Annotated in this window: 26 protein-coding genes; 14 read left to right on the top strand and 12 right to left on the bottom strand. The window is 48.3% G+C overall.

What is annotated here, in order from left to right; genetic code table 11:
* Positions 1-18: 18 nt before the first annotated feature.
* Both J6600_RS05005 and J6600_RS05000 read right to left on the bottom strand, forming a co-directional pair.
* Positions 19-369 (bottom strand): YlbF/YmcA family competence regulator, encoded by a 351-nt coding sequence (locus tag J6600_RS05005; RefSeq protein WP_014720937.1) that lies wholly within the window; start codon positions 367-369, stop codon positions 19-21.
* 85 nt (positions 370-454) lie between these two features.
* Positions 455-1,588, bottom strand: coding sequence for a DUF445 domain-containing protein (locus J6600_RS05000; RefSeq protein ID WP_014417318.1), 1,134 nt, complete (start codon positions 1,586-1,588; stop codon positions 455-457).
* A 237-nt stretch (positions 1,589-1,825) separates the two neighbouring features.
* Here J6600_RS05000 and J6600_RS04995 point away from each other — a divergent pair, with 237 nt between their 5' ends.
* The 6 genes from J6600_RS04995 (at position 1,826) to J6600_RS04975 (ending at position 5,870) form a co-directional block, all read left to right on the top strand.
* Positions 1,826-2,917 (top strand): YheC/YheD family endospore coat-associated protein, encoded by a 1,092-nt coding sequence (locus J6600_RS04995; protein ID WP_014417317.1) that lies wholly within the window; start codon positions 1,826-1,828, stop codon positions 2,915-2,917.
* Positions 2,907-4,265, top strand: coding sequence for a YheC/YheD family endospore coat-associated protein (locus J6600_RS04990; RefSeq protein WP_022553605.1), 1,359 nt, complete (start codon positions 2,907-2,909; stop codon positions 4,263-4,265). Before J6600_RS04995 ends, J6600_RS04990 begins: the two co-directional genes overlap by 11 nt.
* A gap of 82 nt (positions 4,266-4,347) precedes the next feature.
* Positions 4,348-4,563: a YheE family protein gene (locus J6600_RS04985; RefSeq protein ID WP_012117190.1), complete on the top strand. Its 216-nt coding sequence runs from the start codon at positions 4,348-4,350 to the stop codon at positions 4,561-4,563.
* A 224-nt stretch (positions 4,564-4,787) separates the two neighbouring features.
* Positions 4,788-4,994 (top strand): alpha/beta-type small acid-soluble spore protein, encoded by a 207-nt coding sequence (locus tag J6600_RS04980; RefSeq protein WP_007610368.1) that lies wholly within the window; start codon positions 4,788-4,790, stop codon positions 4,992-4,994.
* A 101-nt stretch (positions 4,995-5,095) separates the two neighbouring features.
* Entirely contained in the window at positions 5,096-5,221 is a 126-nt protein-coding gene (locus J6600_RS19545; protein ID WP_007610363.1) for a hypothetical protein, read from the top strand.
* A gap of 28 nt (positions 5,222-5,249) precedes the next feature.
* A complete protein-coding gene (locus J6600_RS04975; protein WP_014417314.1) occupies positions 5,250-5,870 on the top strand; it encodes an NAD(P)-dependent oxidoreductase in 621 nt (206 codons plus the stop codon).
* Positions 5,871-5,909: 39 nt separating this feature from the next.
* Here the strand turns inward: J6600_RS04975 and bmrD are convergent, their stop codons facing one another.
* Positions 5,910-7,931 (bottom strand): multidrug resistance ABC transporter ATP-binding protein/permease BmrD, encoded by a 2,022-nt coding sequence (bmrD, locus tag J6600_RS04970; RefSeq protein WP_106080393.1) that lies wholly within the window; start codon positions 7,929-7,931, stop codon positions 5,910-5,912.
* Positions 7,928-9,685, bottom strand: a complete 1,758-nt coding sequence (bmrC, locus tag J6600_RS04965; RefSeq protein ID WP_209388057.1) for a multidrug ABC transporter ATP-binding protein BmrC — start codon at positions 9,683-9,685, stop codon at positions 7,928-7,930. Before bmrC ends, bmrD begins: the two co-directional genes overlap by 4 nt.
* Before the next feature lie 421 nt (positions 9,686-10,106).
* On the opposite strand from bmrC, the gene J6600_RS04960 reads away from it, so the two are divergent.
* Positions 10,107-10,607 (top strand): universal stress protein, encoded by a 501-nt coding sequence (locus J6600_RS04960; RefSeq protein WP_003155289.1) that lies wholly within the window; start codon positions 10,107-10,109, stop codon positions 10,605-10,607.
* Between the two features lie 38 nt (positions 10,608-10,645).
* On the opposite strand, the gene J6600_RS04955 is transcribed toward J6600_RS04960, so the two are convergent.
* On the bottom strand, positions 10,646-11,197 hold the full coding sequence (locus J6600_RS04955) for a hypothetical protein (protein ID WP_014417310.1): 552 nt from the start codon (positions 11,195-11,197) through the stop codon (positions 10,646-10,648).
* A 108-nt stretch (positions 11,198-11,305) separates the two neighbouring features.
* Between J6600_RS04955 and J6600_RS04950 the strand changes: the two genes are divergently transcribed.
* The gene (locus J6600_RS04950; protein ID WP_014720932.1) at positions 11,306-11,890 is read left to right on the top strand and encodes a TetR/AcrR family transcriptional regulator; all 585 of its coding nucleotides are present in this window, start codon (positions 11,306-11,308) and stop codon (positions 11,888-11,890) included.
* A 41-nt stretch (positions 11,891-11,931) separates the two neighbouring features.
* Here J6600_RS04950 and dat read toward each other — a convergent pair whose 3' ends face one another.
* Positions 11,932-12,783, bottom strand: coding sequence for a D-amino-acid transaminase (gene dat / locus J6600_RS04945; RefSeq protein ID WP_014417308.1), 852 nt, complete (start codon positions 12,781-12,783; stop codon positions 11,932-11,934).
* A gap of 256 nt (positions 12,784-13,039) precedes the next feature.
* Between dat and J6600_RS04940 the strand changes: the two genes are divergently transcribed.
* The gene (locus tag J6600_RS04940; RefSeq protein WP_014417307.1) at positions 13,040-13,888 is read left to right on the top strand and encodes a polysaccharide deacetylase family protein; all 849 of its coding nucleotides are present in this window, start codon (positions 13,040-13,042) and stop codon (positions 13,886-13,888) included.
* Between the two features lie 32 nt (positions 13,889-13,920).
* On the opposite strand, the gene J6600_RS04935 is transcribed toward J6600_RS04940, so the two are convergent.
* From J6600_RS04935 to J6600_RS04925, 3 genes are all read right to left on the bottom strand, one after another.
* Entirely contained in the window at positions 13,921-14,652 is a 732-nt protein-coding gene (locus J6600_RS04935; protein ID WP_481748177.1) for an NAD-dependent protein deacylase, read from the bottom strand.
* Between the two features lie 63 nt (positions 14,653-14,715).
* Positions 14,716-15,831 carry a mechanosensitive ion channel family protein gene (locus J6600_RS04930; RefSeq protein WP_209388055.1) on the bottom strand — a complete coding sequence of 372 codons (1,116 nt, stop codon included), beginning with the start codon at positions 15,829-15,831 and terminating at the stop codon, positions 14,716-14,718.
* A gap of 160 nt (positions 15,832-15,991) precedes the next feature.
* The gene (locus tag J6600_RS04925) at positions 15,992-16,096 is read right to left on the bottom strand and encodes a YhdX family protein (protein ID WP_003155299.1); all 105 of its coding nucleotides are present in this window, start codon (positions 16,094-16,096) and stop codon (positions 15,992-15,994) included.
* 169 nt (positions 16,097-16,265) lie between these two features.
* Here J6600_RS04925 and J6600_RS04920 point away from each other — a divergent pair, with 169 nt between their 5' ends.
* From J6600_RS04920 to crcB, 3 genes are read left to right on the top strand one after another with little or no spacing between them, the layout of a single operon-like run.
* On the top strand, positions 16,266-16,982 hold the full coding sequence (locus J6600_RS04920) for a glycerophosphodiester phosphodiesterase (protein WP_014417304.1): 717 nt from the start codon (positions 16,266-16,268) through the stop codon (positions 16,980-16,982).
* 1 nt (position 16,983) lies between these two features.
* Positions 16,984-17,379, top strand: a complete 396-nt coding sequence (locus J6600_RS04915; protein ID WP_014417303.1) for a fluoride efflux transporter FluC — start codon at positions 16,984-16,986, stop codon at positions 17,377-17,379.
* Positions 17,376-17,735, top strand: coding sequence for a fluoride efflux transporter CrcB (gene crcB / locus J6600_RS04910; protein WP_061862020.1), 360 nt, complete (start codon positions 17,376-17,378; stop codon positions 17,733-17,735). Before J6600_RS04915 ends, crcB begins: the two co-directional genes overlap by 4 nt.
* Before the next feature lie 13 nt (positions 17,736-17,748).
* Here crcB and J6600_RS04905 read toward each other — a convergent pair whose 3' ends face one another.
* The 3 genes from J6600_RS04905 to J6600_RS04895 all read right to left on the bottom strand — a co-directional run bounded on the left by J6600_RS04905 (position 17,749) and on the right by J6600_RS04895 (position 21,829).
* Complete coding sequence (locus J6600_RS04905) at positions 17,749-19,137, bottom strand: hemolysin family protein (RefSeq protein ID WP_209388054.1); 1,389 nt, start codon at positions 19,135-19,137, stop codon at positions 17,749-17,751.
* A 230-nt stretch (positions 19,138-19,367) separates the two neighbouring features.
* Complete coding sequence (locus J6600_RS04900) at positions 19,368-20,612, bottom strand: beta-ketoacyl synthase N-terminal-like domain-containing protein (protein WP_209388053.1); 1,245 nt, start codon at positions 20,610-20,612, stop codon at positions 19,368-19,370.
* A 32-nt stretch (positions 20,613-20,644) separates the two neighbouring features.
* Positions 20,645-21,829 (bottom strand): pyridoxal phosphate-dependent aminotransferase, encoded by a 1,185-nt coding sequence (locus J6600_RS04895; RefSeq protein WP_209388052.1) that lies wholly within the window; start codon positions 21,827-21,829, stop codon positions 20,645-20,647.
* Positions 21,830-22,008: 179 nt separating this feature from the next.
* Between J6600_RS04895 and J6600_RS04890 the strand changes: the two genes are divergently transcribed.
* Positions 22,009-22,434 (top strand): Cu(I)-responsive transcriptional regulator, encoded by a 426-nt coding sequence (locus J6600_RS04890; RefSeq protein WP_007409263.1) that lies wholly within the window; start codon positions 22,009-22,011, stop codon positions 22,432-22,434.
* Between the two features lie 61 nt (positions 22,435-22,495).
* Positions 22,496-23,830 carry a hemolysin family protein gene (locus J6600_RS04885; protein ID WP_007409264.1) on the top strand — a complete coding sequence of 445 codons (1,335 nt, stop codon included), beginning with the start codon at positions 22,496-22,498 and terminating at the stop codon, positions 23,828-23,830.
* The last annotated feature ends 31 nt before the right edge of the window (positions 23,831-23,861 follow it).

Here is a 23,861-nt window from a genome sequence, read left to right as displayed (position 1 = left end):
GATGGAGGGGTGTGGAGCTTATTCCGGGCTGCCGTAAAGCTCTTCAAGAGGTTTCATAATGATTTTGTTTAACTCGCCGATCAGCATGCTCATGCGCTGTTCCGCTTCCATCAGCTGAGAAATCAATTCATGCTGCTGTACGAGAGCAACCGTTTTTTGCGCCTGCTCTACCTCTTCCTGAGTGATTTCTTCACCTGACATCTGTTTCTGCTGCAGCTGCAGCTGTACATTGCGGAAGTTATCAAACATGCGTTTTGCCGATTCATCTGCGTTTACTTGATCATAAAGCCCTCTCAGACGGCTGTATTCATCACTGTTTCGCAAAGCTTTTTCAAGATCATATGCTGCATCATAAAAATGAACTGCCATAGTAACCGCTCCTTTCTTCCTTTCGGACATACCACTCCACTATAACAGACTGCGGAGCGACTTTCATCATCGGCGTATGTTTTCCTTAGAAAAGAATGACAAACAAAGCCTGAATTGCTCCGATTATCCCGCCGAGCAGACCGCCTAAATACGTTATCATCTTAAATTCTCTCTTGGAAATCGACAGCACCATTTCCTCCAGCCGTTCAACGGGAAACTGATCAACCTGCTCTTTGACCACTTCCTCAAGACGCAGCCGTTTCAGTACATCCTCCAAATGAGCGGCAATACTGCCGAGCGCCGCATCAAGCAGCTTCGGCGCGTACGTTCCCGTAATCTCCCCTTCATAACGGGAGATGATGTCACCGAGCCGGCATTCGAAAAAGGGCGCGGTTTGAAGTGCGGCCAAAGCCCGCTTTTTCATGCTGAACAGCAGATCTTTCGCATTCCACTTTTCATCGGCCTCATAAAGTGTATAAGATTTGAGCTTGCCCCATTCTTGAGAAAGCAGATCAGCCAGAAGCTTTTTCGTTTCCTCATTGCGCAAAAACTTTAACAGCTCAGGCAGCACACGGTCTGCCAAGCTTGAATTGCCGAGGAACATCTGCACCATGCTGCCGAGCATCCCCCGGGAGTTCAAAAAGTCGTCAATCATATTTCCGAGCCTGTCTTTCCCTTCTTCGCTCTCAAAATAATCAATGCTCCGCTTCAGGATATAATCTGCGGCCATCGGGACTTTTTCATCCAGCTTTTCCTGAAGCTCATCAGGAAGCCAGTCTTTTATGGCGCGGTGCTCATATTTCCGGTACAGTTCCGAAAGCTTTTCATCGGTAAAACGGTCAATCCAGGCATCCGTTTTTTCCTGCGGATTCCGGATGCCCGCGGCGGCCAAAGCTTCGTGCACCGTCATCTCGGAAGCGGCCATTTTTTGTGTGAATTGTTCGGCGAAAAGAAGCGCCTGGTTTTTAACGGTATCTGATAAAAGCCGTTTTTTTATTCCTTCCGGGGTTAAAAGGTGGTTCGTCACCATGAGCCCCATTTGTTTTGCCAATTCATCCCGCCTTTTCGGGATCAGCCCCGGCGTAAACGGAACCCGTTTTCCGAACAGGTAATACGGCCGGTACGGACGAAATAACATCTGAATGGCAAGATGATTCGTCACCGCGCCGATCGCGGCTCCGATCACAATCATAAATAGAAACGTTCCTGCTATGCCCATTCCTCTTCTTCTGCCTCCATCTAATGTTCTATTTTCTTGATGATATATCTATTCGTATTATAGAGGCTGGCGTGCATGCGGGCAAATGAAGAACCTGAATTGTTGTTTGTGAGGAATAAGGCAAGATGCTGTTTCGTACTCTTTACAGTAGATCATCTTTTATGATGCGCTTAGCATATTTATTGGATGGAAGGGCCGTTCCATCAGCGGCTTTTTGAATAAAGGGGGAGTAATAATATGACAACACTCGGTTTTATGTCTGTATCCCGCCGGCACGAAGAAGATTACGCCGGGGAATTGGCTGAAAGAGCGCCTCAATATAATGTGCGCTTAGCCCGCTTTACACCGTTTGATATATTTCCGGATTCTTTGCGCGTAAAAGCGCTCGTCTATCACCCGCAAAGCGGAAAGTGGAACGAAACGGAAATCGATATTCCCGAATATATTTACGACCGCTGTTTTTACGGAAAATCCGCTGAAGCGCAAAAAGCCAAACCGATCGTCGAATGGCTGAAAAAATATCGGAAAACGGAATTTATCGGCCGGGGGCTTCCTGATAAATGGACGGTCACGGATGCGCTCCAAAAGCATCATCTGATCAGTCCCTATATTCCTGAAACGGCCGAAGTCAGCCGCTATGAACAGGTGCAATCATACTTAGCCAAGGAAAAAGCATGTATACTTAAGCCCGCTTTCGGCGCGGGAGGCAGAGGCATCATCCTGCTTGAAACAGGCAAAAAATCAATTACGGCCACTTACTATATCGGAAAAAACAAACAAACAAAATCATTTTCCAATCACGTGTCTTTTAAGTCTTGGTGCAAAAAAGTGCTGCAGCACCGCTATTTGCTTCAATCCTACTTAAATATCCAGGATAAAGAGCGGCATCCGTGCGACATCCGCATTTTCATGCGCAAAACTGAGTCAGGCGTTTGGGAAACGGTCGGAAAAGCGGTCAGAAGGGGTTATCAGAACGGTCTTTTATCTCATTTCCCCGGAGGATCTGAACCGATTAAGTTTGACACATGGTTTGAGGAAATTCCGAGAAAGCAGCAGGCCGTTTTATTGGATGATGTCTTTTCGATCACCCAATCCGTCCCTTATTTCCTTGACGAACGGTTCGGGCCGCTGTTTGAGCTGGGGCTCGATATTTGTTATGCCAAAGACGGACGCATCTGGCTTTTGGATGTCAATTCAAAGCCGGGACGGAAAGCCATTTTAAGCGTGGCTCCGGAGGCGAAAGAGGATTTGTATACGAGTCCGCTGAGACGCTTCCGCGAACTTCAGTCACAGGAAAGCCGGAAAGGAGTATTACCGCGTGAATCATAAAGGGATGATTGTCGGCATCGATAAAAAAAGCAAAAATACGCTGTTTCTCCCCTCCTCCATGAAACGGGAAGGGCTTTTATCCGCTGCCTTCGGGACCAAGGTTGTCAAATGCCGTGTAGCCTTTTCTCAATCACTTGAAAAAAGCGCGCTCCTTTCTGAAGATTTGTTTGAGGAGCTGTTGATACCGCATAAAAGCCGGGCTGACTTTCTCATACACGGCCAGACGGTGCACATCGGTCCGCTGATCGGCGTTTTCACAGCCGGGTTCACATCATCGCCGACCCGCCCGTTAAGAGACCGCACAGACTTCTTTTCCAAGATGCTCTCTCTTCATGAACAGGCGAACGGATATTGTTTCGTTTTCGGTGCTCATCAAATCAACTGGGAAGAAGGCACCGTCCAAGCGCTGATTTATAAAGAAAACAGCTGGAAACGGACGGCCGTCCCGCTTCCGAATGTCGTATATGACAGGCTCCCGAGCCGAAAAACGGAAGAAGTTCCGCTTTTACAGCAGACAAAACAAAGGCTGATGAATGACTATCAGATTCCGTGGTTTAATCCGCAATTCTTTAATAAATGGGACATTCATAAGCTTCTGGAAAAAAACAGTCTCACCGCTTCACTTCTGCCAAAATCTGTCCTGCACCCGAATGCAGAAGCGTTAGAGACGTTATGCAGCACGTTTGACACCGTCTATATCAAACCTGCAGACGGCGCACTCGGAACGGGGATTTACAAGGTGGAAAAAACAGATGCCGGCTTATCTGTCAAACACACGAATGAGGAAAAAACGGTGGTGACGGCAGAGTATTCAGATGCGGCATCCTTCATGACATCATTTAAAGAAAACAATGACCCGTCCGCATTTTTAATTCAGCAAGGCATTGACCTGATCCGGCTGGATGGGCGCCCCGTCGATTTCAGGGTGCACACGAATAAAAACGCCGAGGGGAAGTGGACAGTGACGGCCATTGCGGCAAAAATTTCCGGTGAAAACAGCATCACGACGCATCTGGCAACCGGCGGAGAAGTCAGGACGTTAGCTGAATTATACGGCGATCCGCGCGAGAGAGTCGGCATGATGCGGAAACTTTCAAAAGCCGCCTTGGCGGTCAGCCGCGTGTTAAATGAGCACATTGAAGGTTTTATCGGCGAAATCGGTTTTGACCTCGGCGTCGATCATTCAGGGAAAGTTTGGATGTTTGAAGCCAATTCCCGCCCCGGGCGCAGCATTTTTTCCCATCCGAAGCTGAGATCGGTCGATTACCTGACAAAACGGAGAAATTTTGAATATGCGTCGTATTTATCAGAACGGTCCATCACCGCCCCGGAAAAACTTTGGCGGTGAGGCTGTCTTTTTTTTGGTTTACCCGGGACAGGCAATGAACGATGAGCTACAATGAACAAGATCAACATTTCCCATAAGGAGCGTGAACGTCATGATTTCGCACTTCAGCTGGAAACCGTTATTCAAAAAAGAGAAACTGCCCGGATGGCGGATTTCATTTTACTGGCAGGGTACGCATTACGAAGGGATTTACCATAAGTCCGGAGACATTGAATGGGGACACACACATCCGGGAAAAGAAGAGCCGGCTCTCGTAAAAGAGCTGCATGAATTAATGCTTTATCACATATATGACTGAAAGCTAAAAGCTCAGCCGCACCAGGCTGGGCTTTTCTTTTTCCTTCCGCTATTTACCACACCGTTTTCCGAATGAGATGCCGTTTGATTCACCATAATACGTAGTACAAAGCGGCAAACAGCATTGGGTGAAGCCGAGCTGGCAATGGTTTTCATTCCGAAAATCATCGGCTGGTGCAATTCCAGCAAACCCAACCATACTACTTTATAAAGGAGATCATACAAATGGCAAACAACAACTCTTCAAACCAACTAGTAGTACCCGGCGCTGCTCAAGCAATCGACCAAATGAAATACGAAATTGCTTCTGAGTTCGGCGTAAACCTTGGCGGAGAAACAACTTCTCGTGCAAACGGTTCTGTCGGAGGAGAAATCACGAAACGTTTAGTATCTTTCGCACAGCAGAACATGGGCGGCCAAGGCGTACAATAACTCAATAAATGGCTTACAGAAGGCGCGGGATACCGCGTCTTCTTTTATGCCGTCACCCTTTTTTCCTATTCCACATACCCTAGGAAAAAAGGAGGGAAAACATGTCATTCATTGCCTCAGTCAATTGGGAGCTGTTTCAGTTCGTAAGTGTTTCTTTGGTCAATGAATATGTTGCCCACCATTTCCCGTTTATTCACAGGTATTCTTTTCCCCGCTGCTTTGAATGATATAATGAGCGGCGAGGAGGTTTTTTACATGAACATCGCTTTACTCGGAGCAACGGGAAGAGTCGGACAGGCTTTTATAAAAGAAGCGCAGAAACATGGACACATGGAGATATTCGCTCTTGTCAGATCAGCCGGAACAGTCCTTCCCATTCCTGAAAAACATATCATAACAGGGAATGCGAGGCGGCGGGAAGATGTAAGCCGATTGATTTCCAAAGCGGACACAGTCGTGAGCTGTCTCGGCACGGACGGTGACGATACCCTTTCAGCCGCTATGACCCATATCATAGACGGCATGAAACGGCATCATGTTCAGCGTCTGATTACGATCGGCACCGCGGGTATCCTTCAATCACGGCTTATGCCTGATCAATACCGTTTTGAATCGGCAGAATCAAAACGAAAATCAACAAGAGCCGCAAAAGAACACGCCCGCGTATACGAGATGCTGCTGGCAGAGGATCTTGACTGGACGATCATCTGTCCCACCTACCTTCCTGACGGAGATGCTGCCGGAGTTTACCGGTTCGAACAGGATCGCCTTCCTGAAGACGGCGCTGAAATCACCGTCGGAGACACGGCGCATTTTCTGTACCGTGAGCTGATCAGCCCGCAGTTTGTCAGAAAACGGGTGGGACTGGCTTACTGAATGAAAAAAAGGGCGAATCTTTAGATTCACCCTTTCCGATTACACCGCGGACTTCGCCGTTCCTTTCTGCAATTCATACATTTGATGGTACTGCCCCTTTTGCGCCATTAATTCGTCATGGCTTCCCTTTTCAATGATGCGGCCCTTTTCCAGCACGAGAATCTGGTCCGCGTGTCTGATCGTGGAAAGCCGATGGGCGATAATAAATGTCGTGCGCCCTTCTTGAACGACTTGCAGCGCTTTTTGAATGACTGCTTCTGTTTCGGTGTCAATGTGCGCCGTCGCCTCATCCAAAATTAAAATGGCCGGATCAAACACAAGCGCTCTTGCAAAAGAAATCAGCTGACGCTGGCCTGAGGACAGTGTGCCGCCTTTTTCAGTGACGGGCTCTCTGATGCCCTTCGGCAGGGATTGCAGAAGACTTGCGGCGCCGACTTGGCGAAGCGCTTCTTCCGCCTGCTCCAAAGAAATACGCTGATCATCGAGTGTCACATTGGAGCCGATCGTGCCCGAGAAAAGATACGGGTCTTGCAGCACAATGCCCATATGCGACCTCAGCTCCTGCCTCGACATGCCGTATATGCTTTTATCGTCCAGCAGAATATCCCCTTTTTGAGCATCATAAAAACGGAACAGAAGATTCAGGATGGAGCTTTTGCCGGACCCCGTATGGCCGACGAGGGCGACCGTCTCCCCTTTTTCAGCTGTAAAGCTGATGTGTTTCAGCACCTCTTCCCCCTTTCGATATCCAAAAGAAACATCACGGAATTCCACTGTCCCTTCCGCCTTTCTGTCTGCGGGAGCGCCTTCTTCTTCCGTTTCCTCCTCCTGTAAAAGCTCGAATACCCTGGCGGCAGAGACACGGGCCAATTCAAGCTTCGAAAATTGGTTGACAATCCCCGTAACCGGCTGGAACAAACGGTTTAAATAATCAACAAATGCATATAAAACGCCGATCGAAACAATTCCGGCCGCACTCAGACTCGCGCCTCCGAAATACCATATCAGCCCGACAAACGCCAGATTGCGCAACACATTGACAAGACTGTGGGACATGAGGGAATTTAAGGACAGCATTTTGTTTTTGTAGCGGAAATGAGCTTCATTCAATTCTTCAAATTCCTTCATCGTTTCCTTCTCTCGGCGGAACGCCTGAATAATCGGCATCCCTTGAATGGACTCGTTCATTTTCGCATTGATGTCACTGTTAATGGAACGGATTTTTTGGTTGAAGACGGATGCGTATTTGCGATACACAACCGACCAGATCATTAAAATCGGGATAATCAGCAGGCAAACGGCGGCCAGCCTGACGTCAAGCATAAACAGCGCCGTAAAAATGCCGAGCATATAAACGCCGCTTGTGATAAATGTCGACAGCACCGTTACATATAAATCCCTCACCGCTTCTGTGTCATTCGTAATGCGGGCCACGACTTTTCCGGCAGGCAGATTATCAAAGTAGCGGATCGGCATTTTCTGAATGTGTGAAAATACATCCTGCCTCATGCGCTGTATGATCCGATTCGCTCCCATCTGCAGCAGATAATGCTGGCCGTAATGAAAACATACGGAAAACATGAGCAGTCCCGCGTAAATGGCGGTCAGCGTCAGCAATCCTTTTATTTCGGGACGGTAAAATTGAAAAATCTCCTGTCTTGATAACGTAATGGCGGGATATGACCTGCTTTCTTTACCGTTTGATATTGTCAGCCGGCCGTCAGACACCGAACGGTTTCCGTCAAAACTGACGGGACGGTCAACAAAATAGTAGCCCGCACCGACTTGATAAATGTGCGCCTCTCCGGTTTTGTCCGCCCCCGGTTTGAGCCGGTCCTCCCTGACATAATCATGCCCCCGGAACCTGACGGCGCCCGGATCGTCCGCAGAGGCTTTAACCCATGTTTTTTCAATGCCGAGAATGTGGTCGTCAATCATTTTTTTTCCGATAAACGGGCCGGTCAGCTCAGTGCCGACCGCAATAATGAGCAGGACGACCGCCCATATCAGCAGCTTCTTATATTGAAGCGCGTAATTCCATAATCTTCTCCCGGTCTTCATGCGCCCGTCCCCCCTTCTTCAAGAGAGGACAGCTGCTGCCTCTCATATTGTTTTCGATACCAGCCGTTCTGCGCCAATAGCTCCTGGTGCGTGCCTCTTTCAGATACCCGGCCTTCATCCATGACGAGAATGAGATCTGCGTGTTCAACTGCCGAGAGCCGGTGGGTGGTGATAATCGTTGTTTTATGCCGCCGTTTTTTACGGATGCTGTCAATGATGGCGGCTTCCGTTTTCGCGTCTACGGCAGAAAGCGAATCATCTAATATGAGAATGTCCGGATCGGTCAAAAGCGCTCTCGCAATTGAGATGCGCTGCTTTTGTCCGCCAGAGAGCGCTACGCCCTTCTCGCCGACAAGCGTCTCAAGCCCGTCGGAAAGCATGCCGATATCGTTTTCAAAATGCGCATCTTTCAGCGCGCTGCCGATTTCCTCTTCGTTTGCATCCTGCCGTCCGTAAAGCAGATTCTCTTTTACAGTCTTTGAAAATAAAATATGATCCTGCGGCACATAGCCGATCCACCCGCGGAGCTCCTCAAGCGGAATCTCCTGAATCGGAACGCCTGTAAACGTGATTGCTCCCTCACCGGGCGGATATTCACGCAACAGCTGCTTAATGATCGTCGTCTTTCCGCTTCCCGTCTTCCCGACGATGCCGAGTGTCTGCCCTTTCTCTACGGAAAAAGATACATCGGAAACCGCCGGTCCAGCTCCGATCGGATATGTGAAAGTCACATGTTCAAAAGCAAGACGCCCGGGCTCCTTGATTTGGGCGGGGTGCTTGGGTCCTGTCACGTCAGGCTCATAGGAAAGCGTCTCATTGACACGATCCAAGGAGGCATTTCCGCGCTGCATGATATTGATTAATTCTCCGATCGCAAACATCGGCCAGATCATCATTCCGAGGTACACGTTAAACGATACCAGCTCTCCCAGCGTCAGCCGGTTTTGAAAAACGAGATAAGCGCCGTAGCCGAGACCGATAAGATAGCTGAGGCCGACGAGAAGCTTCACAGTCGGTTCAAAAAGTGAATCGATAAACGCCACTTTCATATTTTTCTCATATACATCCGCCGTCATATCACCGAACCGGCTGACATCATTTTTTTCCTGCACGAATGCCCGGATGACCCGGACGCCGGATACTGACTCCAGCACCTTGTCATTTAATGATCCGAAAGCATCCTGCGCTTCCGTAAACCGCTCATGGATCTTTTTTCCGTACAGGCTGACCGCAGCCGCCATTATCGGCAGCGGAATAATCGCGGCAAATGTCAGCTTCCAGCTGATGAGAAGCCCCATTGTCAAAAATATCGTCAGCATATACATCGTCGAATCAACGAGCGTTAAGACCCCGAAGCCCGTCGTCATACTGACGGCCTGCAAGTCATTTGTCCCCCGCGCCATTAAATCGCCCGTTCTGTATTTCTCGTAAAACGGCGGTGACATTTGAAGAAGCCTTCCCATCAGCTTTGAACGGAGAATCTTCTCCATGACATTCGCCCCGCCGAAAAGCTGATACATCCAAAAATAAGACAGTAAATAGACGGCTGCCGTTAATGCGAGAAAAACACATATGTAAAACAGCATCCCGCTTTTTGTAAACACACCCGCCTTCATATCGTCTATCGCGTTACCGAGAAGTTTAGGCGGAAACATTTCAATGACATTCACAATCAATAACAGAACAATCGCTGTCGTATAACGCAGCCAATAGGCTTTAAAAAACCACGCGAGCTTTTTTAATACAGTAAACAAATACCGTCATCCCCTTTCATCAATCAGCCGCCCTCAAGCTTTTCCGGATTGTTTTTCATTGTTTTCGCTAATACCGCCACATGCATCACACCTGTCTTTCTTTCATTTTTTTGTATAAAAAAAGACATGAAGCCTCAGCTCCATGCCTCTTATTATTATAAATAAGGTACAGACCCGCCGTTTATGCGCGACTGCCCCGTTTTTAAGCAAATGTTCAGAAAACGGAAGCTGTATGGGAGTCACGCCGGTATTCAGCTGAAGATGAGTTGACAAGCTTTAGTTTTGACATGATCCATACCTCCTTTTTCCCTATATTGTTCCTTCATCATATAAACAAATCCTTTTTTTGTCAATGCAGGTTTTACATTTCTGCCATTCGGGTATTGTAAAACAAACCTTTTTTACTGAAAGGATGAGGCCGATGTTTCACGCGGACCGGTTGATAGCAGCTTTTGACGGAAGTGATGATAGTAAAAAAGCGCTCCAAAAAGCCATAGACCTTTCAAAAACGTTTCACGCGGATTTAACGGTCGTACATTCCCACAATGCAAAAGATACCCAGACGATTGTTGATCCCCCGAGGCCGGGAGCCGGGGCAACGTATATCGGCGGCGGGATTGCAAGCGTTCCTGACCCGCTCCAGGCGGAAAGAATCTCCCCTGATCCGATGATTTATGAAGACCGTACGGAAGAAATCGTTGCGGAAGCGAGAATGCTGATGAACGACAGCCAGATTGACGGGGATATCGACATTTTAGAAGGTGATCCCGCTGATGCCATTATCGAGCATGCCGACCGTATATCGGCGGATTTGATCGTCATGGGGAGCCGGGACCAGAACAGGCTGAAAAAACTTTTATTCGGAAGCGTCAGTGAAAAACTGTCATCGAAATCCGATATTCCCGTGCTGATCGTAAAATAATTCTTTCTGTAAAGCAGCTTAATCAAAAGCTGCTTTTTTTACAGCTCCCGGCTGTTTCTTCTTTTTTTCGGCATCACAAAAAAACTCGCCATGATCAAAAAATCGATGCACAATACGACAGACCAGCCCTTTAACAGTACGCTGAGCGCTTCGGTGCGGGAAGCGTCCTGAATGAGAAATACCGTTCCAGCTAAAAGAACGCCGCCGATGACAAACGCTAATACATGTCTCCCCCACCCTTTTGCATAATGTTTGGCATAATCCAGCCCGTACCGCTTGACCGGTTTTGCCCCTTCCTTGACCACATAATAGCGGAACCGCTCATCCGCCCATTGAATCATGCTTTTCCCGAAGGCGACAGACACTCCGATATAAATGGCCGCCACCGCATGCGCCATAGTCGCCGCCGCCCCTCTGTATAAATCAGCTGCGGCCGCCAGAAACAGTACGGCATCCAATAAAGGAATGAGAGCGAAAAAAAACATTCCGAGCTTTTGCCGCCTGAATATATAGCGCGCCGCCAATCCGAAGATGACAGCCGCCCAAAAAGCAGCCTCACAAATGACAATCAACCAAGCAATCGCGTTCAATCCGGTTCCCCCTTATCGTTTTCTAAAATGCATTGTATCACTGCTTTTTATTTAATACAACTGTATTACAAAATTGCAAGAAAAAATATTTCCTGTTACACTGGAACCATGCCTAAAATAATCGATCATGAAAAAAGAAGAAAACAAATAGCCGAAGCCACTTGGCGGACGATTTTGGAGCGGGGAATGGAAGGAGCGACAGTGAGAAACATCGCCCAGGAAGCGGGTCTTTCTTTAGGCGCGCTGAGGCACTATTTCACCACCCAGGATGAGCTTTTAGGGTATGCGATGACACTCGTAAAAGAAAAAGCGGCCGCCAGAATTAACGAAGTTGCCATGAAAGATCTGCCGCCGAAAGAAAAAGCGGTGCGTCTGATGCTTGAAATCATCCCGACAGATGAAGAAACGATGGCTGAAATGGAGGTATGGTTCGCTTTCACAGCTTATGCCAGACATAAGGGAGAAGAGTTTCATCCCCAGCAGGACGGGATCTTGGCATATATCCGCGGCCTGATTGACTGGCTGGATGAAAACAAGCTTCTGAAACCGAATCTTGATAAAGAGATCGAAGCGGAGAAAATGTACGCCATCGCCGACGGATTGGCGCTGCATGCCATGCTTGAACCTGATCGTCTTTCAAAAGAGAAGATCTCCCGTGTGCTCGTTCAGCATATCGAATCTCTTTTTATCTGACTGAAGCAAAAAGGCCGGATGTGTTCCGGCCTTTTTTCAGCTTATGACTGAACGCCGAGCTCCTGCTGAATGTGCGACTGAAAAGCCTCCTGAATCGTTTTGGCTACAGGTCCCGGCGCTCCGCTTCCGACCGGTTTTCCGTCAAGGGTTACGATCGGGATTAATTCAGCCGTCGTTGACGAGATGAAAATTTCATCCGCATCCCTGAGTTCGTCTTCGGTAAGGGCCTTCTCCCGCACCTCAATCCCGTTTTCTTTCATCAGCTCTAACAGTTTCATCCGCGTAATGCCGTTTAAAATCAGCTCATTTGCAGGATGCGTCCGGACAGTGCCGTTTATGACGGCGTATACATTGGAAGAGGTTCCTTCCGTGACCGCTCCGTCCCTTATCAGCACCGCTTCATAAGCGCCTGCTTCATAGGCTTTTTGTTTAATCATCACATTATACAGTAAATTCAGACTCTTAATGTCACACCTCAGCCAGCGTTTGTCTTCCGCCGTTATGGCCTGCGCTCCGGCTTTTTGTTCATTTTCCGGTTTTTTCACTGAAAAGGTGTATGCCGTCGTCTGCGGTTCCAATCCTTCGTCATACTGGTGCTTCCGCGGCGCCTTCCCTCTCGTCGTCTGTATATAGACCCCGCCGTCAATGAGTTTGTTTTCCTGTACGAGCTTTTGCAGATCCCATTCTATGTCCTCTGCGGAGAACGGCAGGGTGATGCCGATTTCTGCGGCGCTTCTGAAAAGACGGACGATATGCTCACGCAAACCGAATAAGGCGCCGTTATACACTCTGATGACCTCATACACACCGTCACCGAATTGATATCCGCGGTCCTCAATATCAACTGCCGCTTCTTCACGATCAATCAACTGGCCGTTTACTAATGTCTTCATGTAAACCCTCCTAATCGTTATCTGCCGTGATGTACATTCTCAGCTGTTATTGTCAACTATTCTATCATACTGAACGAGCCGGCTGCGGAGTTTATTTTTTTCTTAAAATCTTATTATTCGACATCTTTTCTATGTCTTTTCCAGTTTTGTTCCTGTATACTTGATTCGACATACATATGCTGTTAACTTATGGCACTTCGCAAGCCTCCGCTGTTATCGGCATTATGCAGAAACTTATGCTACTGGAGAGATTGTTATGCGCAACACAAAAGAAGGTGCTTCCCCTTCTCTGTTTTCATTGGCTTTTAAACTTACGAGTTTAGCAGTTTTGTGCGGACTGCTTCTGGTAATCGTCATAATGGGATATTCCGCTTCCGCCGCAAAAAACAAACAGGTCACCGTGACCGCAAACGGGCAGCTTCGGGATGAAGCAGAAAGCCTGCGGCTGAAAAATGATTCTCCCGACGTCTTAATGAAACATTTGCAGAAAGAGCGTGACCCAGGGAAAAAAACGGTATATTTAACCTTCGACGACGGGCCGTCTCCATATACTGAACAGCTGTTGAATGTATTGAAGGCAAATGGCGCAAAGGCCACTTTTTTTATGCTTGAACCGCGGATGAAAGCCTATAAGCATTCCGTGCAAAGAGCGAAGCAGGAAGGAATCGCGCTCGGCCTGCACGGCGTGACGCACGATAATCACCTGTTTTATCAAACACCGACATCACCGCTGAACGAAATGCAGCAGGGACGCGATACGCTCGAGGCAATCACCGGAGTAAAAACGGATCTTGTCCGCACGCCTTACGGCAGTAAACCGTCATTGACGGCTGCCCAGATTAAGAATCTCGAAAAAGGCGGATTCGTGTACTGGGACTGGACGATAGACAGTGAAGACTGGAAGTACAAAAACGCACGGTACGTGCCGGAAGTATTGAATCAGCTCGCATATTTGGAAAGCGTTCATACGAGCAGGCCGCATGTCATTTTAATGCACGATCTGCCTGCGACGGTGCACGCTTTGCCTAGCCTGATCCAAAAACTGAAAGCCCAGGGCTACTCCTTTGATGTTCTGACGGATCAAATGATTCCCGTCCATGAATAAGAAAAGCCGGATCTGTATATGATCCGGCTTTTTTATGTCGCGGCGCTGATCCGTTTTGCAAATTCACCGATCTTCTCATGGATGACAAGATCAAATAAATAGTCGCAATATGTCGGCTCAAGGTTAATGATCACCTGCTTCAAACCGGGAATGCGGCCCGCATCCTCAGGGACAAACCTTGCCGGCGCCACTTCAAGCGAAGTGCCGATCACAAGAAGAAGATCAGCTTTATCAAGCTTTTCATAAAGGGTTTCAAAATGCTGAACGAGATCGCCGAACAGCACGACATCCGTTTTTAATACGGTGCCGCATACCGCATGATCACCGATTTCCGCCGTACATTCCGGCACTTCGTCCTTCAGCAGATGAGAAAGCCCGTAGCGCGCTCCGCAGCGGGGGCATGCGGCGGTCTGAATTGAACCGTGAAGCTCATAGACACTGCTGCTTCCCGCTTTCTTATGCAGCCCGTCAATATTTTGCGTGAAAATGTCTACCTGCTTTCCCCGCTTTTCAAGATCCGCCAAATACGTATGGCCGGCATTCGGCTCATAGCTTCCGCTCATTTTCATCTGAAAGAGCTGTTTGAATTTAGGCCAGAATTCACGCGGACGGCGTTCAAAGTATTCCCTGCTCATCGCTTCCATTCTGGAGGTGTCTTCGGTCCATATACCGCCCGCCGAACGAAAATCAGGAATGCCGGATTCCGTGCTCATTCCCGCTCCCGTCAGCACCACGATACGTTCCGCCTGATTGATCAATGTCATAAACGCTTCCACTCTTCCACCGCCTTTTCTTTTTATCATATCATGAAAAAAGAACGGCGCCTGTTATGCCCGTTCTTTTTCTCCGGAATGATCCTTCACATGAACCGGATCATCGTGGCTCTTCTGTTTTACGAATACATTCTGGCCCGGATAGGCGAACTCCACGCCTTCCTCAGCAAAAATATCAATAATCCGGCGGTTGATATCCTGCCGCACGTCCAAGCTTTCCGCCCAGACGATGGTCTTTGTGTAAAAGTTGAAAAACAGATTATAATAGCTGTCCGCAAACACGTCAAAGTTAACCATAATCGTATCATCATGCACGCCTTCATGTTCACGAAGCATTTCTCTGAGCCTTGTGATGCACCGCTCTAAACGATCAATCGGCGTCGCATAAGAAACACGAACAGAAAACGTGACCTGGCGCTTCGTCATCCTCGTCCAGTTTGTGATGGCTTCCATGGACAGCGTTGAATTGGGCACGGTAACAAGCGCCCCCTGCGCCGTCCGGAACCTTGTGCTTCGGAATGTGATATCTTCAACGCCCCCCGTTACAGATGACGTCTCGACCCAGTCGCCGATCGTAAACGGCTTTTCCGTAATGATGATAATGCCGCCGAAAAAATTGCTGATCGTATCTTTAGCCGCAAGCGCGAAGGCCAATCCGCCAAGTCCGAGTCCGGCCACGAACCCGTTTACATCATAATTGAATTCCTGCGCGATCACACTGACGCTGAGCGCGAGAATGACAAAGCGCAGCACCTTGGATAAAAACGGCGCCAAAATGTCATCCATATCAAGCTCAAAACGCTGATTGACTTTATGAAATAAAAACGAAGACGCCGATGTCAGATTGCAAAGCCCCCAGGCGATCAGCGCAACGATCAGTGAGCGGTACAATTTTTTGACAATGTCCATCTGCCCGTCTAAAAACGGCGAATACTCAATCGCCAAAAACAGACCCAGCGCCACGAAAAACCATCTGGCCGGCTTGTCAAACGCTACGGCAATCTGTTTGAATATGTCGGTTTTCGGCTTGTTCGCCAATTTGTAAACGAGCTGAAAAAAGTATTTGACAAACAGTTTTCTCAAAACGAGAAAAGCCGCTAAAATTCCGATGCTGATACTGATCTGCGACATATGGTCAAGAGTAAAAAATCTCTGAAATTGTGTCATCATGGCATGCTCCTTTGTCTTGTCGAAAATCTATTATACTAAAACATTCGGACATCAGCTTCTTTTAATGTCTTTAGGCAGCCTGAAAAACCCCGGCATCAGAGTACAGCCGGGGTTTTCACACATTCGTTCATCTTTCAGCCAGATACAACAGGGTCAGGCACTATTTCTTCTTTGATTGTGTCTGTTTCAGGAGAGTCGCTTTTTGGATTTCAGCATCGGTTTCGGCCTTAATTCTTTCTTCCACTTTCAATCTCCCTTTTCCCATGATCTCGCCTCCTTTTTGCCATTATAAATCATCACTGCGGATTGTAAACCGAAAAAAGCACTATCTTTATTCCAAAAAAATACTGTTTCGCACATTCACCAGTTTGAATCGCTGTGCATATACGAATCTGATATAATAACAGAAATGCCCATGAGGGGAGCTGACAAGCTTGTATACCATCGCTCATCGCGGCGCATCCGGTTACGCGCCCGAAAATACATTTGCGGCATTTGATATCGCTGCCGAAATGAACGCTGATTTCATTGAGCTTGACGTCCAGCTCACAAAAGACGGCCAGATTGTCGTCATCCATGATGACAAAGTCGACCGGACGACGGACGGCTCCGGTTTTGTAAAAGATTTTACGCTGAAGAAGCTGCAGTCTCTGGACGCCGGCAGCTGGTATGGGGCTGAGTTTAAAGGAGAGCGGATTCCCCTGCTCGAAGAGGTCTTGAAGCGTTATCATTCTAAAATCGGATTTTTAATTGAACTGAAAGGGCACGTTTCTCAAGTCGGTCTTGAAAAAGCAGTCGGCCAGCTGTTAAGCAGGTTTTCCTTTTCCATCCACCCTATCGTTCAATCATTCAGCCTCAAGTCGATTCAGACCTTTCACGACATGTATCCGTCCGTTCCGACTGCAATTATTGCAAGACCCAGCTTTGGGATGTTTTCCAAAAGCCAGCTGGCCGCCTACAAATCAGCCGTACATTATGTCAATATTAAATATACCCGCCTGAATCGGTTCTTGATTTCCACCGCTCACAGACACGGCCTGAAAGTGTTTGCCTGGACGGTCAGAAATCAAAAGACGGCCCAAAAGCTGCAAATGATGGCAGTTGACGGCATTGTAACTGATTTTCCGGATTTTATTTCTAAGGATGGCTGATATGAAACAATACATCGCAATTTTTATCGGAGGCGCGCTTGGCGCTTTGCTTCGCTTTGAAATGAGCGCGCACATTCACAGCGGTTCTTTCCCGGCGGCCACTTTCCTCGAAAACGCGGCGGGAAGCCTTTTACTCGGTCTTATTACGGGTTATTTCATCATTCGGGCTAAACGCCCTCTTTTGACCGCCTTTTTAGGAACCGGTTTTTGCGGAGGTTTCACGACGATGTCAACCTTCGCAAAAGAAACCATTTTTCTGCTGCAATCGTCTCCCGCAGCGGCTTTTTGTTATGCTGCCGCGACATTAATCTCTGGCATTGCCCTTGCATACGCCGGCATTTTCTGGGGACGGCGGATTGCCCTTCACGCAGCGGGAAGGGGGCATGATACGCCATGACGATTGTCCTGATGCTTATCGCAGCGGGTATCGGAGCGGTATTACGGTCTCTGCTGGGTAAAGCAATTTCAGAAAGAACAAAAGGTTTTCCGATTCCGCTTGGAATGGCTGCGGTCAACCTGCTCGGCTCCTTCGGCCTCGGCATGTTCACCGGCCTGGGCCTGGATAATCCTTCTGCCGGCATCATCATCGCGACGGGCTTTTTCGGTGCGTTTACGACTTTTTCCACGTTCAGTATTGAAGCCGTGCAGCTGATGATGAACAACCGCATAAAGGAAAGCCTGCTCTACATCGCTGTTTCAGCAGCCGGAAGCCTTTTGGCGTTCTGGTGCGGCTTCATTATCATTTCCATTTAAAAAAACCTTGAGCTTATTTTTCGCTCAAGGTTGCGTTATGAAGCATGACCGTTTCAGGCACGGGCAGCTGGCGGTTTATTGTTCCCTGACCGCCCGGGCGGCCCTGTTCTTCTTTGAGTTCAAGCTGTTTAATAAACCGGCCGTCCATTTCTAATATGAGGGCAGTGTATCCCCCGATTTGTATCGACTCACCCGCACAGATGTCAATATTCCGTTTCAGCACAAGACCGCCGATCGTGTCGACTTCCTCTTCAATCCCTGCGCCGAGAAGATGATTCACCTGATCAATCCGAACCTTTCCGTCCAGCACATAATGGCGTTCGGACAGCTTTTGAATCTGCGGCTGTTCGTCTTCATCAAATTCGTCTCTGATATCGCCGACGATTTCTTCAAGGATGTCTTCGGTCGTCACAAGACCGGACGTTCCGCCGTATTCATCAGACAATATCGCCAAATGAATCCGTTCTCTCTGCATTTTTATCAGCAGGTCGTGTATCGGGATCGTCTCGATGACTTCAATCACCGGGCGGACGTAAGACGTGATGGATACTTCCGCTTTTTCATCTTCTGTCATAAACAGCAGATCTGAAAAGAGATGCTTCGTATTGATCATGCCGATGACACTGTCTTTGTCCCCGTCCGTTACGGGCCAGCGCGTATATTTGTCTTTCAGCATCATATCAAGCATTTCCGGCACGTCCATATCAGTGGAAACAGCCGCGATTTCTTTTCTCGGGATCATGATTTCCTTGGCGATCCGATTATCAAAATCAAAAATTTTATTCACAAATGTATATTCAGACGGATTGATTTCTCCGTTTTTTAAACTTTCTGACAGCAGGATCCGCAGCTCTTCTTCAGAGTGGGAGCCTTCGTGCTCAGATGCCGGCTTTAATCCGGCCAAACCGGTCAGAATTCTCGCAGAGCCGTTCAGCACCCAAATAAACGGGAACATGATCACGTAAAATAACCGAAGCGGTCCGGCAATCCATAACGTCAGCTTTTCCGCTTTTTGAATCGCAACCGTTTTAGGCGCAAGCTCACCGACGACGACATGTAAAAACGTAATCAGCCCGTACGCCGCAGCAAAAGCAATCACATGCTCAGCAGAATCCGGCAGCCCCATGCCCTGAAACACAGGATGAAGCATCCGTTCAAATGCAGGCTCTCCCAGTACGCCGAGCCCGATGGATGTGAGTGTAATGCCAAGCTGCGAGGCGGATAAATACTCATCAAGATCCGTAATGATACGCTTTGCGAGCACCGCCCGTCTGTTCCCTTCTGAGATGAGCTGATCGATTCTGGATCTTCTCACTCTGACGATCGCAAATTCACTCGCCACGAAAAATGCCGTTAACGCAATGAGCACACCGATTAAAATCAAACTGTCAATATCGTCCATTTCACCTTATCCCGAATTGAAGGATAAGGACGTCACCTCCTGATTTCATCGTTTTTTCTTAAGCGAGAGGAACGAAATGGGTGATTGACTACACAGAGGGCCCCATCCTGCCACCTCCTAAGTCAAAGCATGATTGTAATTTGTATAGTTTATTGTATCACAACTCCATTCTTTCATCATTTTCAGATTTTTTATCATATAAAAAACAGCCTTCAAAAAGAAGGCTGCCGTTATCTGCTTCGGAAATGATTTTCTAAACAAAGCGCCGTATTAATCCCCCCGAATCCCATGCTTAAGCTTAACGCATGGTGTACGGTATGGATGCTCGGCCCGTCGGTCACCCACTGAAAAGAATCATCAATCGGCTCCGTTAAGTTTCGGATCGGATGAAGCTTGTTTTCCCGCATTTGCAAGAGAGCAGCAATGATTTCCACCGTTCCGGCCGCACTCAGACCGTGTCCGGTAATCGATTTTGTCGCATTAATCCGCGCGTGCGACAGGCCGCTTTCAGAAAGCGCCCGGCATTCAGTCTTATCACCGATCGGCGAACCGGTGCCGTGCGGGTTGATGTAATCGATCTCTTTTGCTGAAAGACCGGCCCGCTCCAGCGCCTGGCGGATCACCGTCATTTCGCCCTCTGCTGAAGGATTCGGGTTGCGGTTCGCATCGGAAGCCATCCCCCAGCCCTTTAAGCCGGCCCACGATCGTGCGCCCCTCTCTTCGGCAGATTCAGCGCGTTCCAGCACAATCGCCCCGCACGCCTCTCCGAATATAAACCCGTCCGTATGCCGGTCAAACGGGCGGCAGGCGGCTTCAGGCCGTTCAGCGTATGTATCAGTGCCCATCGCTCCCAAAGAACGGAGAGCATGACACTCCATGTACGACAGATCGGCCAGCGCCCCGATCACGATGCACCGGTCAAACAGGCCTCCTTTGATTCCTTGAGCAGCCTGGATAACCGCCGCCTGGCCGCTTGCCGACGCGCCGCCGACCGTAAAGGCCGGCCCTTTTATCCCGAATTGCTCCGTACAAAGCCCCGACAAATCACTATCCATAAAAGAAAGCCCGTATGTCGGATTTACAAATTGCGGCGTTTCACCGTTTTTCTCAAAGGCCTGCAGCAATTCGCGCTGCGTCATATTCGAGCCGCCGATGATCAGACCGGTGCGGCTGTGGTCAGCGCCGTCTAATTGAGCGTCATGCCACGCTTCATATAAAGCGATAAGCGCCGTCTTTCCTGATAATGCGGCCCTTCGGTACAAGCGCTTGGACAGCGCGTCCGGCGGCGTTAATTCGCTAAGCTCCGCGCCGATAAACGAACTGCCTTTCTGCCGGCCGGGCCGTTTCATCACATCAAAGGCGTGCCGCCCCTCCATGAGCGCATCGAGAAACGCCTCCTTGCCTTGTCCGACCGCGGTTAAGACTCCGATTCCTGTAATGCTGATGTCTGACGTGCCATTATTTCTCCTCGACATTTGTCCGTTCTCCCATCTTTATGTATTGGAAGCTATGAAGAAAAATCTTGATACAGTGCTTTGAAAATATCGCGCGACTGTCTGATCTGTTCTGAAGGCACGCTGAAAGATAATCGGAAATAGCCGCTTTTTCCAAATCCGCTGCCGGGTACGATCAATAGTTTGTATTTCTGTGCGGCATGCATGCAGAACGCCACCTCGTCTTCAATCGGTGATTTCGGAAAGACGAAAAAGCCTCCTTTCGGCATTTCAAATTCGAAGCCGGCTTCTGTGAGGATGTCCACCATAAGGTCTCTCCGCTTTCTGTAAGGTTCAGCGTCAATCGAAAGATCATCCATTTTCGCCACGGCGCGCTGCATCATGACCGGAGCGTTCACAAAGCCGAGCGTCCGGTTGCAGAAAACGAACGCATCCGTCAGAAGATCGCCCTCAGGCATTTGGGCGTCTGCCGCGATATACCCGAGCCTTTCCCCCGCAATGCCGAGATCTTTACTGAACGAACTGACTAAAATCACGCGGTGATACGCCTTAAACGGATTCGCCTGCTCTTCTCCGTAGATCAGCTGGCTGTACGGTTCATCAAATAAAATAAATATGCTTTGGCCGTTCCGCTCTTCGGTTTCTTTTAATAAGGCGCCTAATTCGTTAAGGTTTTTCTGGCTGAGCACAGTCCCCGTCGGATTATGCGGCGTATTAACGATCAGTCCTTTCGTACGGGGGGTGATCGCACCTTTAACCGCTTCAATATCAATCTCAAATGAGTCAGTCAGCGGGCAGATGACGGGTCTGCCGCGGTAATTTTCAACATACGCTTTATATTCCGCAAAATAAGGCGAAAGAAGGATGACTTCTTCCTCCGGGTTTAAAATGCTCTTCAGCGCGACATTCAGCGCCCCGCCGGCTCCGACCGTCATGACTGTATGCCTGGCGGAAATTTCTGTCTGAAACCGCTCTGACAAAAAGCGCGCAACCTTTTCTCTCGCCTCGGGAAGCCCCTGGTTTTGTATGTATCCGTGCCGTCCTGTTTCAGCCGCTTCGCAAAGCGCCTTCTTAAATGTTTCAGGCGGCTCCGCAACCGGATTTCCTATTGAAAAGTCAAACACCTTATCGGCGCCGAACTCTTTTTTCAGCCGCGCGCCTTCATCAAACAGTTTGCGTATCCATGAACCTTTCTCCAGATTCTGTGTCACTTCCCTTGATAAACCGGCCACTGTCATCTGTCCCTTCTGTCTTTTTCTTCCGTTTCTATTTACAATGATTATGAAAGATTTACCTGGCGCAGTCAACGCTTTTTCAGACAGCCTGCCGCGCCGTTTCAGGAGAAAGACGGAAAACAATAAACTTGTGCAAACTCCCCTTCATATATTAAACTATTCTCATAACTATAACGTGATGGTTGGGGAGGGATTTAGATGGGGCTGAGACTTATCGCATCAGTGAATTAGCAGAGCTTGCCGGTGTAACGAAACGCACGGTGGATTACTACACAAACCTCGGGCTTTTAAAGCCTGACAGGTCTTGTTCGAACTATCGTTACTACGATACACTTGCACTTAATCGGTTAAAGTTTATAGTCGCTTGTAAAAAGCAGCGATTGGCCCTGTCTGATATAAAAGATCGACTGGAGAACCAGTTTCCCTCTTCAGCCCTGCCTGACGATATTGGAAATCTGGCATCGGAAATTGATCACATGAATCAAAACATCTCCGTGATCTTGAATCGGTTTGAAAAGCTTGAACCAGAGGAGCGCGCCCAGCTGAAAAAAAGGCTGGCTCCTGAAAAGCTTGCAGTGCTTCAATCATTTATGCTGCTGTTAAGTTAAACCATTATCTTACTAACAGGAGGTGTTACCTTCATCTTCCCAAAAGGAGTGAAGGTTCTAATTGGACATTGTGAATTTGATTTTAGTCGCGGTTTTAATCGCGCTGACGGCATTTTTCGTAGCATCTGAGTTTGCGATAATCAGAATCAGAGGCTCACGGGTTGACCAGCTTATAGCAGAAGGAAATAAAGCCGCAATCGGTGTCAAAAAAGTGACCACGCATTTAGATGAGTATTTATCGGCGTGCCAGCTCGGCATAACATTGACTTCCATCGGTCTTGGTGTCTTAGGCGAATCAACGATTGAACGCTTGCTTCATCCGCTTTTCACAAAGATAAACGTACCAAGCTCATTATCGCATATTATTTCATTTATTCTCGCCTATGCGATCATTACATTCTTACACGTGGTCGTGGGAGAATTGGCGCCGAAAACAGTCGCCATCCAGAAAGCGGAAGCCGTTTCAATGCTGTTTTCGAAACCGCTCATTTGGTTTTACCGCATCATGTTCCCGTTTATCTGGCTTCTGAACAACTCCGCCCGTCTTTTAACGAAGGCGTTCGGTCTGGAGACGGTGTCTGAAAATGAGCTTGCCCACTCTGAAGAAGAGCTGCGCATTATTTTATCGGAAAGCTATAAAAGCGGTGAAATCAACCAGTCTGAATTTAAATACGTGAACAAAATCTTTGAATTTGACGACAGACTTGCAAAAGAAATCATGATTCCGCGTACGGAAATCGTCAGTCTGCCGCATGATATCAAAATCTCTGAAATGATGGACATCATTCAGATTGAAAAATATACCCGGTACCCTGTCGAAGAGGGTGACAAAGATAATATTATCGGCGTTATTAACATTAAAGAAGTGCTGACCGCCTGCATAAGCGGCGAAGTATCAGTCGACTCGCCGATTACCGATTTTGTCAATCCAATCATCCATGTGATTGAGTCGGCACCGATTCACGATCTGCTTGTGAAAATGCAGAAGGAACGGGTTCATATGGCGATTCTGTCGGATGAATACGGCGGAACCGCGGGGCTTGTCACCGTTGAAGACATTATTGAAGAAATCGTCGGGGAAATCCGTGATGAATTTGATATCGATGAAATCAACGAAATCCGCAAACTCGGCGACGGCCATTACATGCTTGACGGCAAGGTCCTGATTGATCAAGTGAACGAACTCCTCGGCATCCATTTGGAAAATGACGAGGTCGACACCATCGGCGGCTGGTTCCTTACCCAGAAATACGACGTCGAACAATACGACTCGATTATCGAAGAAGGCTGTGAATTTATCATTAATGAAATTGACGGCCACCACGTCGCATATATCGAAGTGAAAAAACTGGCGTTTGATGAACTGCTGGAAACCGCCGAACAAAAAGAAGCATAACAAAAAAGCTTGCGCGTCTGATACAGACGGC

Source organism: Bacillus sp. LJBV19, assembly GCF_017797845.1.
GTDB classification, from domain to species: domain Bacteria; phylum Bacillota; class Bacilli; order Bacillales; family Bacillaceae; genus Bacillus; species Bacillus velezensis.
Note: the sequence above shows the minus strand (reverse complement) of the source record. Positions and strands in the feature narration are given on the sequence as shown.